Below are 13,763 nucleotides of genomic sequence, written 5' to 3'. Positions count from 1 at the left end.
ACGAAGAAAGGGCATGAAGGCGGCAGTTTGTGACGGTTTTGCAACGATGCGATCTCCACTTGATTGTTCGGCATTTGGAAAGTATATAAGTCTGAAGATTTAGTAAAATGATGAGAGAAAGGGAGCGGTTTGGATGAAAATTAATGATGAAATGCTTGATCGATTAGGAACTTATTTTGTCTATCATGCTGTTTATGATAATTATGGTATTACCTTTGAAAACTTTGTGGATCGTTGGCTACGAGGAATTCTTGAGGTATAGCAATCATCAATGCCGCCTTGATAATGATGTCCGAATTTTTTGAGCATGCTCTGAAAAGTTGAAAAAACGGTAACACTCGATTTAGTAGACAAGTTAAACAAAAGAGTCGTGTCCATGTTTGAACACGACTCTGCTTTATTTGAAATAATCTGTAATAAACTGATTGGCTTCCTGCCAATTATATACTCGTATAACATTATCAGGAACAGTGAGGCGGTTATATGGTGTGTCAAATAACACAACAGGGATTTTTAGTTCCTCCGCCAGCATTACCGCATTATCGTGCTTATCCTCAAAGAAAGCTTCTACATGATGCTTTTTCGCGGCAGCTAGTTTATCGTGGCTACCTAGAAGTTCGATATGATCGTATGGTATAGCTTGCGTTTTAAACCAATTGACAGTGATGTTTGCTACATTTTCACCTCGTGCAGAAATATAATACAGCTCGAAATTATTTTTCCAAGCGGTTAGAATATTTTTTGCATCTTTTGCCACTTCAGAGACTTCATACATATAAGGCTCATTTTCCTTAAACCATGTATTAAATGCACTGCGGTCAACAGGGTGTGGAAAGGCGGATAAAAAATCATATTCACAAACATCATCAAGTGTAATATTTACATTGTATTGCTTATTAATATGTGGAATGAGTGTACTTGGACATGTCACAGTCCCATCGATATCAATACCAAAACGAGGCTTTTTCATGCTAGCACCTCCTTAAGCATTCGCTTTTTGTGCTGCTTCTGCTGCTTGCTTTTCTTCCATTTCTGCTGCTAATTTATCAATTTCTTTTTTCAGTTCTTCCACCATCGTTTCTTCAGGTACTTTACGAACTGTTTTTCCCTTCATGAAAAGTAAGCCTTCACCACGAGCACCAGCAATTCCGATATCCGCTTCTCGTGCTTCACCTGGACCGTTTACGGCACAGCCCAACACAGCTACTTTTAAAGGAACCTTTAATTTTGAAATATATTCTTCCACTTCATTTGCGATCGAAATTAAATCAATTTCAATGCGCCCACATGTAGGACAAGAAATAAGTGTGGCCATATTAGAGGCTAGACCAAATGATTTTAATAATTCTCTTGCTACTTTTATTTCTTCTACAGGGTCAGCTGAAAGGGAGATACGCAATGTGTTCCCAATGCCTTTTGAAAGGATGGCTCCAAGACCAGCTGCTGATTTTACTGTACCAGCAAACAGTGTCCCTGATTCTGTAATCCCTAAATGAAGCGGGTAATTAAAGGCTTTCGCCGCCTTTTCATAAGCTTCAATAGCAAGATTAACATCAGATGCCTTCATTGACACGATAATATCGTGGAAGTCCAAGTCTTCCAAAATTTTAATATGGTGTAGAGCTGATTCAACCATACCATCAGCTGTAGGATAGCCGTATTTTTCTAAAATATGACGCTCTAATGAGCCGGCATTAACACCAATACGAATGGGGATACCTTTCGCTTTGGCAGCATTAACAACAGCTTCCACTTTTTCTTTACGGCCAATATTACCTGGGTTAATACGTACTTTATCAATACCATTTTCAATGGCTTTTAATGCTAATCTATAGTCAAAATGAATATCAGCTACTAATGGAATATGAATACGTTTTTTAATTTCGGCAATCGCATCCGCTGCACGCTCATCTGGTACAGCAACACGAACAACCTGACAGCCCGCTTCCTCAAGACGAAGAATTTCCGCAACTGTTGCTTCTACATCATGTGTTTTGGTTGTACACATACTTTGAATGAATAATTCATTACTACCACCAATTGTTAAGTTACCGACACGTACGGGACGCGTATTTGAACGGTGACAAATTTCACTCATTAACTTTCTCTCCTTTTCGGGCCACTATTTTCAGCCGTCACTGTCATTTATTTTAGCAGTGTAGGAAAATAAGGACAAGGAAGAAACGCTAACTTTTCATTTTCCACATTTGTTTTCAAGCTCAAACGACAGTGGAAGCTTGATATTTTCACCTGGAATGAGAGCTTGTAATTGTAAGTGTGGGTTTAAGTTGTAAAAAAGTTGTAAGCGCTCTGGAAAGGTCATAGGAACTTTTGCAGGATGTAGGGCAAATAAACTATGGATAGTGTCACCTTCAATCGTTTGTACTGTAATATAATTTGGCTCACGCTGTTTTTCACAAAGACTATTTTCTGTATTTTTGGTAGATAAAGCTGCCAGTGGGATAGATCCTTCGGTTAAATCTACTTTGACGACAAAGGCGATCACAATGATGATGGCTGTTAAGATGAATGCGCGCAAAAAATCCCCTCCTTTTCTACACTATATTGAGAAGAGAGGGGATTCATGCACATTATTTTGTAATTGGTTGTTTTGGATATTTTGTAAAGGCCACAATTAATAGAGTAATGGTTAACAATAAAGAGAATACAGTGATAATGGTACTGTTAATTGGTAAATAGTCTGCTAGCATTGATAGCAAAGTTGCCCAAGTGATGGCAAAGGTAGCTGTTCGCCAGATGTGACGATATTCACCTCGACGCTTCATTGCCTTTAAGATAAATAAACCAGCTAAAGCATAGAGAGCAATTTGTGCAAATATGAGCATGGTTGTCACAACAAAAAGCATGAGGAAGGTGAATGGATATAAGAGCCATTTAATGCCTTCTATATATTCCGTTAAACCAGTTAAACTATCCATATCAAATGTATCAACAGACATACCTGCTGCAAAGCGACCTAAAGAAAATACGGACACAATGGTAATGAGTAGAAAAGTATATTGAATAACCTTTCCAATAGGTAATAAACGATAGGCTGCTAGTTTTTTAGGATGAATGAGACTATCGATAAAAAGCTGTGAGTGTTTCATACTATATCTCCTCCAATCGATATTTTAACATGTTCAAAGAGGACAGGATATGAAAGAAGTATAAATGAAGAGGAACTAGATGATAAAATGTTAACATTATGTAAAGAAGTTAAAGGATTTCTTTACTTTTTGTTGGTAATCATTTAATGATTACAAATAGAGTAGTAGAGATGTAGGAATTGGAGCGAAAACAATTGACAATAGATTGGCAAAGCATACTCTTTCAATTTTTAGGTGGGTTAGGGGTATTTTTATTTTCCATTAAATTTATGGGTGATGGACTTCAGAAATCAGCGGATGATCGATTACGTGAATGGTTAAATCGCTTTACTACAAACCCGATTATGGGTGTCTTAGTGGGTATATTTGTAACGATTTGTATTCAGTCAAGTTCTGCAACAACAGTCATAACTGTAGGTTTAGTGAGTGCTGGTTTTTTAACATTGCGTCAAGCCATTGGCGTCATCATGGGGGCAAATATCGGTACAACCATTACAGCATTTATTATTGGCATTAATATTGGTATCTATTTTTACCCTTTGTTGGCAATCGGTGCAGGTTGTTTGTTTTTCTTGAAAAAAGCAACGTATCAACATATTGGCCAGATTCTTTTTGGCTTTGGTGGTTTATTTTTAGGGCTAGAGCTAATGAGTGCAAGTATGCAGGCACTACATCAATTGGCAGACTTTGCATCATTAACGCTTCATTTAAGTAATCAACCGATTTTAGGCATATTTTTAGGAACCGTATTCACATTATTGGTGCAAAGTTCTACTGCGACGGTTGGTGTGCTGCAAGGGTTATATGCTGAACATTTAATTGGTTTAAATAGTGCATTACCTATTTTGTTTGGTGAAAATATTGGCACGACCATTACAGCGGTATTAGCTTCCCTTGGTGCTTCTATTTATGCAAAGCGTGCAGCTGCCGCACATGTCCTTTTTAATGTCATCGGCACGATCATTTTCATGCTATTCTTTACACCATTTATACAGTTTGTCCAGTGGGTAAGTGAGTTATTTCATTTAGAGCCTCGCATGCAAATTGCTCTTGCACATGGTTCATTCAACGTATTTAATATGATGATTCAACTTCCATTTATCGCTGGACTTGCAACATTAGTTACGAAGTTGCTGCCAGGAAATGACGGTCATATCAATGTGACAACTAAGCATCTGGACCCATCCTTTATTGATTCCTCTCCAGCCATTGCCCTTGGTCAAGCGAAAGAGGAAGTGTTACGAATGGGTGAACATGCATTGCGAGGGCTGGAAGAAACGTTTTTATATATGAAAACGGGGGAAGCAGAACATATTCCAACGGTTTTGCAATTAGAGGTCGGCCTCAATCATCTCGACAATGAAATTACGGATTATTTAGTCATGGTGTCTAAGCAGCCGCTATCTCGAGCAGACTCAGTAAGACACCATACCTTATTAACAAATGTGCGAGATTTTGAACGGATTGGAGACCATTTTGAAAATATATTAGAGCTTCTACAATACAAAGATCATCATGAAGTGAGTTTAAGTAAATCAGCACGACAAGATTTAATTGGTATGTTTAGTTTAGCCATTGAAGCAGTACGGAAAAGCATTGAAGCTTTAGATACGGCGAGCTTAAGTTTAGCTCAGGAGGTAACAGAGCTAGAAAGCTTAATAGATGATATGGAAGATAAACTCCGTCAAAAACATATCGCTCGCTTGAACACTAATGAATGCAGTGGAGCAGCGGGAATTGTTTATATGGATATTGTAAGCAATCTAGAACGTATAGGAGACCATGCAGTAAACATTGCCGACTCGATTTTAGGCATTCGTCATTAGCGAGATGAAACTTTTCACTTTGTTATTCCGTATGAAAGGCAATGCACGGTAAAAGGAGAGAAACTTTATGGAAGTTATTGGCTGGATCTTAGTGATTGCCTGCTTTATTATTTCGTTTATTGGTTTAGTGTATCCGATTATTCCGGGTGTACTATTTTTAGTTGGCGGATTTTTGCTTTATGGTGTATTTTTCTCATTCGCAGAGCTGAGCTGGTGGTTCTGGGTGATTGAAATCCTATTTGTAGTGCTATTATTTGGTGCCGATACAGTGGCAAATGCGTTCGGTATTAAAAAGTTTGGTGGTTCTAACGCAGGAATGTGGGGAAGTACTATCGGTTTATTAATTGGTCCATTTATTATTCCCGTTGCAGGGATATTAATTGGTCCATTTTTAGGCGCGGTGATTGCAGAACTTATTGTTGAGAAACGTACCTTTAATGAGGCTGTGAAAAGTGGTGTGGGCTCTCTAATAGGCTTTTTAACATCTACCATTGCAAAGGCTGTTATTCAAATCGTGATGATTATTGTATTTTTTATCGCGATTTAATGCTTCACTTTTAAGGTTTAGTGTTTATGATGAAAGGGTAAGATAGTAAACGTATTGGTATTTCAGTCAAAAGGCTGAAATCTTCAATTTGAAGTATTTTTCATTGAATGGTTTGACCAATTTTGATAATCTAAGGATGTACTATTTATTTCTTATTTTAGGGAGGAACTTAACAATGGCTTACGAATTACCACAATTAACTTACGCTTATGACGCATTAGAACCACATATCGATGCAAAAACAATGGAAATTCACCATTCTAAACACCACAATACTTATGTAACAAACTTAAACGCAGCAGTAGAAGGTACTGAATTTGCAGAAAAGAACATTAACGACTTAATCGCAAACCTTGACGCTCTTCCAGCTGACAAACAAACTGCTGTACGCAACAACGGTGGCGGACATGCTAACCATACATTATTCTGGGAAGTTATCGCTCCAGGCGGTTCAAATACACCAGTTGGCGAAGTAGCAAAAGCAATCGATGCTAAATTCGGTTCTTTCGATGCTTTCAAAGAAGAATTTGCTAAAGCTGCTACAACTCGCTTCGGTTCTGGTTGGGCTTGGTTAATCGTTGATGGTGACTCAGTGGCTGTTACGTCTACTCCTAACCAAGACTCTCCAGTAATGGAAGGTAAAACTCCAATTCTAGGCTTAGATGTTTGGGAACATGCATATTACTTAAACTACCAAAACCGTCGTCCAGATTACATCGGTTCTTTCTGGAATGTAGTAAACTGGGACGTAGTAGAAGCTAAATTCCAAGCTGCAAAATAATGATGAATCTTCGGCTATGCCAAAGGTGAGTAATCACCAAGGCATAGCCTTTTTTATTGGATAGAAAAGTAAGCGTGAGGGAAAGTATAAAAAAAAGCAACCTTTCCTCAGAAAGTGCCGTCAAATAAATGATGTTTTACATAAGATTTCGTAAGTGCGTGCTTTTCTGTCATACCTTCGAATGGTATACTAAGTATCGTGTATTGAAATGATCAGAAGATGAGGAGGGGAATACATATGCGCAAAGCACCCGGAAAAAATCGCGCGGCGAGTGTTAAAGCAAAACATCATTCTAATTTAACATTTCGTATGAATATCCTTTTCTTTGCAATATTTATCGTATTTTCAATGTTAATTTTTAGACTGGGTTATATGCAAATCGTCAAAGGGGAAGAGTATGTACGACTTTTAGAGAGTAAAGAGGAAGTTCCTGTTAATACAAGTGTGCCAAGGGGCCGCATGTATGATCGTTACGGGCGTATTTTAGTCGATAATCACCCTGAAAATGCCATTACCTATACGAAAATGCAAACGACTACAACAGATGAAATGCTAAATATAGCTGAAAAGCTGGCGCAATTAATTGAACAACCAACAAAACGCGTCACATTGCGTGATAAACAAGATTTTTGGATTATCAAAAATCATGATGCGGCTTATGAAAAAGTGACAAAGGCAGAAGAAGCTAAAATTCGAGCGAAAGAAAATATTACGACAAGTCAAATCAATGCAGAGATTGATAAACTAGTACGTGAACGCATTACGAATGAAGAACTTTTGCAATTGTCAGAGAAAGATTTAGAAGTATTAGCAATCTTTAGAGAGATGACATCTGGTTATAATTTATCACCTCAAATTATAAAAAGTGAAGATGTCTCGGCAGAAGAATTTGCACGTGTCTCCGAGCGTTTAACGGAACTGCCAGGAGTTAACACAACGACAGATTGGAAACGCGTAAAATTATCTTCTCTATCGATTCTTGGTCGTACAACGGTCCCAACAAAAGGGATACCAAAAGAGAAGCTGAATTATTATTTAGCCCGTGATTATTCACGAAATGATCGAGTAGGGGAAAGTTATATCGAAGCTCAATATGAAGAGCTACTACAAGGTCAAAAAACAGTTGTCAAAAATATTACCAATAAAAAAGGGCAGGTCGTCGATACGGTGACAACCTATGAAGGTGAGCCAGGTAAAGACTTAATCCTGTCAATGGATAGTGAGCTACAGGCGGAAACAGAGAAAATTTTGGAAGAAGAGCTGCTTAACCTAAAAGCACTCCCAGGCTCGTATTTATTAGATCGCGCCTTCTTAATCATGATGGACCCGAATACAGGGGATGTCCTATCCATGACTGGTAAGAAAATAGAAAAAAATCCTGAGACAGGGAAAAATGAAGTCATTGACTATGCATATGGATCATTTACAACAGCTTATGAGGCAGGTTCATCTGTAAAGGCAGCAACTGTTCTTACTGGATACAATCAAGGTGTTATATCGATGGGTACTTCTATGGGAGATGAGCCTATTGTATTAGCTGGTACAGACCCTAAAACGTCTATTTTTAACCGTAGTGGATATATTCCAATGGATGATTTAATGGCTTTAGAACGTTCTTCCAACTCCTATATGTTTAAAATTGCGTTGCTGCTTAATGGAACACCTTATAGCTATGGTATGCCATTACGCTTAAAGGACGATACGTTCCCAAGAATGCGTAATAATTATGCGCAATTTGGTTTAGGTGTGAAAACAGGCATTGATTTACCAAATGAATTTAGTGGGGTGCGTGGTCCATCAGGTGCAACGATGGGAGGGAAAACGCTTGACTTGGCCATTGGTCAGTATGACACTTATACACCTCTGCAATTAGCACAATATATTTCAACAGTTGCCAATGGTGGCTATCGTATTCAGCCACATGTCGTGAAAGAGGTTCGTGATCCATCTCAAGATGGTAAACAATTAGGCCAGTTAGTAACAGAAGTAGGACCAACTATTTTGAATCAAATTGATAATTCCAAAGAAGAGATCGATTATGTAAAGCAAGGATTGCGTCGTGTATACACTGGTAAACACGGTACAGCACGAGCTCAATTTGCGGATATTCCATATACAGCTGCTGGGAAAACAGGGACAGCAGAGGTAGTTTATTATGGTCCATTACGAGAGTACTATGGTACAAACACGATTAACTTAACACATGTCGGTTTTGCACCATATGAAAACCCTGAAATTGCCTATGCAGTTGTTATCCCATGGGTTAATACAAACTTAGCTCCACACTACTATCAAAATAATGTCATTGCTAGACGTGCTTTAGACAAGTATTTTGAATTAAAAGCAAAATATCAAGCTGAAAAAGTGACAGATAGCAATGTAAAACAACCAATTTTACCTGCCGTTACACAAGAGAAAATTGGTGAGGATGAGCAACAATAAGAAAACCGCTAGGCATGAGAATGCCTAGCGGTTTCATGTTGTTGAAAAAAGGTAATGTCAACGGCATAATAAGCAATTTTGTAAGGCGAGGGGGTGATTTCCGTTCCGCCAGCGTCCTTTCCAGGGGGCGTCTGATGAGCCGCTTCACTCACTGCGTTCGCTCCAGGGTCTCCTCTGTGACGCTAAATCCCCTAGGAGTGACGCTGGCTCCACTCCAATCAGCCATTCTGCAAAAGTGTCTTTTCCTGAACAAAATAGCCCATTATTTATATTATAAGAGAGGATAGCCTCTTACTTTCAATGTGGAGAAGTGATGTGTGACAACACCCCACCATAAAAGAGTAGTGAATACCTTCACTTTTTTGCTAAAAAGTGAACATTTTTATTTTATGGATTGGAGTGGAAGGCTACTTGACTCCCGTGGGAATAGCGAGACAGGCGAGCCCCTGCACGGAGGAAGCGGCTCGGCGCTCGCCCACAGGAAAGCAAGTAGCCTGCAACGGAAATCCTTTTTCACCTTTCACATAAATTCTATGGATGGTTTTGTTTTTCAACACTATGAAACCGCTAGGCATGAGAATGCCTAGCGGTTTTTTTTATTAAAGTAAGCTTTACACAGATAATTGCTGAATAGCCAATTCAAACTGCTCTCTTGGCTTTACTCCATAAAGCTCTATATTGTGATAGAAATAAGAAGCTATCATAAAATCAATCGCCTCCTGAAGTGAATATTCCCGATGTTCCATTACTAGTAATAGATAGGTTTTAAAATAATCGGCATTTTGTACTTTTGCATGTTTCATGACAAAGGTCAAACTCTCCTCATCCATTAGCCTCAACGTGATTGTCGCTGATGCTTCGCTTTTGTTCAGAAAAACAATACGTCTAGATTTTTTCGTGCCTGCCATTTGTAACAATCGCCGGAAACTTTATTTCGATGCAGAGGACGTTTGAACACCTGCTAAAAAGCAAAACAAGTATTGATCTCCCGCGATTAAGGAGGGGGCCTTCAACACTGCATCAACATAAAATATTTCCTGACACAAGTGCTTATTATAGCATCTTTCCTATAGGAAGCAAGTAGAAGAAGACCCTCGCGCCTTAAGATAGTGAAATGAATGAGGGGGTGGTCTCTTTTCGTTAGGTGTCGAATCATCTACTCTCAGGACGCCATTTTACCGTGACGATTGTAAATGCGTCTTTACAATCGTTTACAAAGCATTACATTCATTTACATCTCTTTTACGAACCGTTTATACGACTTCAACAATCAGTCATTATAGTAAAGATTGTAAGACAAATAACTATAAAACAGTTCACGACGGAGGCAAATGAGATGAAAAAGTGGAAGTACTTAACGATGACAGCAGTAATGGGTTCTGCATTAATGCTAGGTGCATGTGGTAGCGATTCTGCACAAAATGGAAACAATGCAGAAACGAACGCACCAGCTAGTTCAGGACAAGAAGCTGCTGATGAAAAGCTACAAGGATCTGTAGCTGGAGATGGCTCATCAACAGTAGCACCAATCATTGAGGCAGTTGTTGAAGAGTATGCAGGCGCACAACCAGATGTCAAAGTATCAGTGGGGGTTTCTGGTACTGGTGGTGGTTTTGAAAAATTCATCGCAGGTGAAACAGACTTTTCAAATGCATCTCGTAATATAAAAGATGAAGAGAAATCGAAATTAGAAGAAGCGGGTATTGATTTTACAGAGCTAGCTTTAGCATATGACGGTTTATCTGTAGTGGTGAACCCAGAAAATGATTGGGCAAAGGATTTAACAGTAGAACAATTACAAAAAATTTGGGTTGAAGATGGAAAAGAGAAAAAATGGTCTGATATTGATCCATCATGGCCAGATGAAAAAATCGTTTACTATTCACCAGGTACTGATTCAGGCACATACGATTACTTCGATGAAGTCATTTTAGATGGTGCGGATCTAGTAAGCTCAGCAACATTATCAGAGGATGATAATATGCTAGTGCAAGGTGTAGCTGGTGACAAAAACGCAATCGGTTTCTTCGGCTATGCTTACTATCTTGAAAATAAAGATAAATTAAACATTGTCAAAGTAAATGGTGTTGAACCAACAAATGAAACAATAGAGGGTGGCGAATATACACCACTTTCACGCCCACTATTCACTTACGTGAAAAATAGTGCTATGAAAGATAATGAAGCAGCATATGACTTCATTCAATTTACACTTGAAAATGCAGGCGATATGGCTGAGGCAGTTGGCTATGTTCGTTTACCAGAAGAAAAATATACTGAAGGCTTAAAAACTTTAGAAGGCTTAAAATAAGTAGACATGCATAGAGGGAAAGAGATGTATGCTCTTTCCCTCACTTATTTGAAAGGAGCTCCCAATGGTTTCTCAAAAGGAAAATAAGACATCATCTGTGCAGCAATTAATTGCAAATTCTCGCAATCAAAAAACAAAGAAAATAGTGGAAAAAGCAATGCCAGCTCTATTATTTTCTGCCGCTATTATTTCGATTTTAACAACGTTTGGCATTGTTTTCACCCTTATTTTTGAAACGTTTGAGTTCTTTAAACGTGTGTCGATTACGGATTTCCTATTTGGGACAAAGTGGTTACCGTTTTCAGGAAATGAACCGTTATTTGGAATTTTGCCATTAATCGCAGGTACATTAAAAGTGACACTTATTGCAGTTGTAGTAGCCGTACCATTTGGAATTGCTTCAGCTATCTATTTAAGTGAATATGCAAGTGAGAAAACACGACGTACAGTGAAACCGATTTTAGAGGTATTAGCAGGTGTACCAACAATCGTCTATGGTTTCTTTGCATTAACGTTTGTCACACCTGTTTTACAAGAAATTGTACCTGGACTCAAATTATTTAATGCATTAAGTCCTGGGATTGTTGTAGGTATCATGATTTTACCTATGATTACATCTCTATCAGAGGATGCGATGTCATCCGTACCAAATAGTATGCGTGAAGGAGCTTTAGCTCTAGGTGCGACGAAATTTGAGGTAGCTATTAAAGTAGTATTACCAGCTGCACTATCGGGAATTATTGCTTCAATCGTGTTAGCTATTTCCCGGGCAATTGGAGAAACAATGATTGTTTCACTTGCTGGAGGATCTACACCGAAATTTGATTTAAATGTAACGGATTCCATTCAAACAATGACGGCGTACATTGTACAAGTTTCAACAGGTGATGCAGGTTATGGTACAACAATCTACTACTCTATCTATTCAGTAGGATTTACATTATTTATCTTTACACTAATCATGAATTTACTTGCTCACTATATTTCGAAACGCTTCAGGGAGGTTTATTAGCATGCGCTATATGGATGACACGGTCGTCATGAAACGATTGACCAAGCGTATTACATTTAATAAAGTTTGGAAAACCTTATTTTTCTTAGCAACTATGTTTGCGCTTGTGACTTTAGCTATTTTGTTATATCGCATAGTGTCACAGGGAATTGGTTATTTAAATATCGATTTCTTAACTAATTTTGCATCACGATTTGCAGATAAGGCAGGGATTAAAGCTGCCTTAATTGGGTCACTGTGGTTAATGGCAGTTGTTGCGCCAGTATCTATTATTTTAGGTGTAGGTACTGCGATTTATTTAGAGGAGTATGCTAAGAAAAATAGAATTAACGACTTTATTCGAATGAACATATCGAATCTAGCAGGTGTACCTTCCATCGTTTTTGGATTACTTGGATTAACAATTTTTGTCCGTATGATGGGGCTAGGCAAAAGTATTTTAGCCGCAGGGTTTACGATGAGTTTATTAATATTGCCTGTTATCATTGTAGCTGCACAGGAGGCTATTCGTGCCGTACCAAATGAACAAAGAGAAGCATCATATGGTATGGGTGCAACGAAATGGCAAACCATTTTACGCGTGGTGCTACCAGCTGCCATTCCGGGTATTTTAACAGGAAGTATTTTAGCCATGTCTCGTGCCATTGGAGAAACAGCTCCACTTGTTGTCATCGGGATTCCAGTTATTCTACAGTTTTTACCGAATAGTTTATTGAGTCAATTCACTGCATTACCGATGCAAATTTATGATTGGGCAAAGCGACCACAAGAAGCCTTTCAGTATGTGGCGGCCGCAGGTATTTTAGTGCTTATGACGGTTCTGCTATTAATGAACTCTATTGCTATCTTTATACGAAATAAATTCCAAAAACGTTATTAATGAGGTGACCTTATGGTGCTAGATTTAAAAGAGGAAAAAACGATTGTCAAGTTGAATCAAATGGCAACTAAGTCTTCAGATGATAGAGCGAAGAATATTGTCTACGATACACGAAACTTAAATTTATGGTATGGTGATCACCATGGTTTAAAAGATATTAATTTAAGTATTTATGAAAATGAAGTAACGGCTATTATTGGGCCATCTGGCTGTGGTAAATCTACGTATCTAAAAACATTAAATAGAATGGTAGAACTTGTACCAAGCGTTCGAACATCAGGTGAAATCGTCTATCGTGAGCGAAATATTTTAGATAAAAGCTATACAGTAGAGGAATTAAGGACACGTGTAGGGATGGTGTTCCAAAAGCCGAACCCATTCCCAAAATCTATTTATGATAATATTGCCTATGGACCAAGAATCCATGGGATTAAAAATAAAAAGATTTTGGATGAGATTGTGGAGAAGTCACTAAGAGGGGCAGCGATTTGGGATGAGGTAAAAGATCGTTTAAATCAAAATGCCTATGGGTTATCGGGTGGTCAGCAACAGCGTATTTGTATTGCACGTTGCTTAGCGATTGAACCAGATGTCATCTTAATGGATGAGCCAACATCTGCTTTGGACCCAATTTCTACGTTGAAGGTGGAAGAGCTTGTGCAAGAGCTGAAAAAAGATTATTCCATCATCATCGTGACACATAATATGCAGCAAGCGGCTCGTATTTCTGATCGCACAGCATTCTTCCTAAGTGGAGAGGTTGTTGAATACGATAAAACAGATATTATTTTCCAAACACCAGCGGATCAACGCACAGAAGATTATATTTCAGGACGTTTCGGCTAAGGAGGAGC

Annotated in this window: 14 protein-coding genes; 9 read left to right on the top strand and 5 right to left on the bottom strand. The window is 38.4% G+C overall.

The genetic code is table 11. From position 1 onward, the window contains the following. Positions 1-133 precede the first annotated feature (133 nt). The gene (locus AC6BKE_RS22405) at positions 134-262 is read left to right on the top strand and encodes a hypothetical protein (protein WP_255358828.1); all 129 of its coding nucleotides are present in this window, start codon (positions 134-136) and stop codon (positions 260-262) included. A 135-nt stretch (positions 263-397) separates the two neighbouring features. Here the strand turns inward: AC6BKE_RS22405 and AC6BKE_RS22400 are convergent, their stop codons facing one another. The 4 genes from AC6BKE_RS22400 to AC6BKE_RS22385 form a co-directional block, all read right to left on the bottom strand. Continuing rightward, on the bottom strand, positions 398-970 hold the full coding sequence (locus tag AC6BKE_RS22400) for a 5' nucleotidase, NT5C type (RefSeq protein WP_036120338.1): 573 nt from the start codon (positions 968-970) through the stop codon (positions 398-400). A gap of 12 nt (positions 971-982) precedes the next feature. Further along, positions 983-2,089, bottom strand: a complete 1,107-nt coding sequence (gene ispG / locus AC6BKE_RS22395; protein WP_170829863.1) for a flavodoxin-dependent (E)-4-hydroxy-3-methylbut-2-enyl-diphosphate synthase — start codon at positions 2,087-2,089, stop codon at positions 983-985. A gap of 105 nt (positions 2,090-2,194) precedes the next feature. Next, positions 2,195-2,539, bottom strand: a complete 345-nt coding sequence (yqfZ, locus tag AC6BKE_RS22390) for a protein YqfZ (protein WP_036120330.1) — start codon at positions 2,537-2,539, stop codon at positions 2,195-2,197. Positions 2,540-2,591: 52 nt separating this feature from the next. Then, the gene (locus AC6BKE_RS22385; RefSeq protein WP_036120327.1) at positions 2,592-3,110 is read right to left on the bottom strand and encodes a DUF1189 family protein; all 519 of its coding nucleotides are present in this window, start codon (positions 3,108-3,110) and stop codon (positions 2,592-2,594) included. Between the two features lie 194 nt (positions 3,111-3,304). Between AC6BKE_RS22385 and AC6BKE_RS22380 the strand changes: the two genes are divergently transcribed. From AC6BKE_RS22380 to AC6BKE_RS22365, 4 genes are all read left to right on the top strand, one after another. Beyond that, positions 3,305-4,936, top strand: coding sequence for a Na/Pi cotransporter family protein (locus AC6BKE_RS22380; RefSeq protein ID WP_036120325.1), 1,632 nt, complete (start codon positions 3,305-3,307; stop codon positions 4,934-4,936). A 67-nt stretch (positions 4,937-5,003) separates the two neighbouring features. Then, complete coding sequence (locus AC6BKE_RS22375; protein ID WP_499858082.1) at positions 5,004-5,483, top strand: DUF456 domain-containing protein; 480 nt, start codon at positions 5,004-5,006, stop codon at positions 5,481-5,483. A gap of 175 nt (positions 5,484-5,658) precedes the next feature. Next, positions 5,659-6,264, top strand: coding sequence for a superoxide dismutase (locus AC6BKE_RS22370; RefSeq protein ID WP_036120319.1), 606 nt, complete (start codon positions 5,659-5,661; stop codon positions 6,262-6,264). A gap of 237 nt (positions 6,265-6,501) precedes the next feature. Next, the gene (locus AC6BKE_RS22365) at positions 6,502-8,706 is read left to right on the top strand and encodes a peptidoglycan D,D-transpeptidase FtsI family protein (RefSeq protein WP_342503612.1); all 2,205 of its coding nucleotides are present in this window, start codon (positions 6,502-6,504) and stop codon (positions 8,704-8,706) included. Positions 8,707-9,317: 611 nt separating this feature from the next. Here AC6BKE_RS22365 and AC6BKE_RS22360 read toward each other — a convergent pair. After that, the gene (locus AC6BKE_RS22360; protein ID WP_058844127.1) at positions 9,318-9,509 is read right to left on the bottom strand and encodes a hypothetical protein; all 192 of its coding nucleotides are present in this window, start codon (positions 9,507-9,509) and stop codon (positions 9,318-9,320) included. Between the two features lie 533 nt (positions 9,510-10,042). Between AC6BKE_RS22360 and AC6BKE_RS22355 the strand changes: the two genes are divergently transcribed. The 4 genes from AC6BKE_RS22355 to pstB all read left to right on the top strand — a co-directional run bounded on the left by AC6BKE_RS22355 (position 10,043) and on the right by pstB (position 13,755). Then, the gene (locus tag AC6BKE_RS22355; protein ID WP_036120305.1) at positions 10,043-11,017 is read left to right on the top strand and encodes a PstS family phosphate ABC transporter substrate-binding protein; all 975 of its coding nucleotides are present in this window, start codon (positions 10,043-10,045) and stop codon (positions 11,015-11,017) included. 64 nt (positions 11,018-11,081) lie between these two features. Beyond that, the gene (gene pstC, locus AC6BKE_RS22350) at positions 11,082-12,029 is read left to right on the top strand and encodes a phosphate ABC transporter permease subunit PstC (protein ID WP_036120302.1); all 948 of its coding nucleotides are present in this window, start codon (positions 11,082-11,084) and stop codon (positions 12,027-12,029) included. 1 nt (position 12,030) lies between these two features. Beyond that, the gene (gene pstA / locus AC6BKE_RS22345) at positions 12,031-12,909 is read left to right on the top strand and encodes a phosphate ABC transporter permease PstA (RefSeq protein WP_036120300.1); all 879 of its coding nucleotides are present in this window, start codon (positions 12,031-12,033) and stop codon (positions 12,907-12,909) included. A gap of 60 nt (positions 12,910-12,969) precedes the next feature. After that, positions 12,970-13,755 carry a phosphate ABC transporter ATP-binding protein PstB gene (pstB, locus tag AC6BKE_RS22340; RefSeq protein ID WP_231745038.1) on the top strand — a complete coding sequence of 262 codons (786 nt, stop codon included), beginning with the start codon at positions 12,970-12,972 and terminating at the stop codon, positions 13,753-13,755. Positions 13,756-13,763 lie beyond the last annotated feature (8 nt).

The sequence above is a fragment of the Lysinibacillus sp. COL-1 genome, from assembly GCF_059814265.1.
The sequence above is the reverse complement of the archived record's forward strand: the minus strand, read 5'-3'. Positions and strand labels throughout refer to the sequence as shown.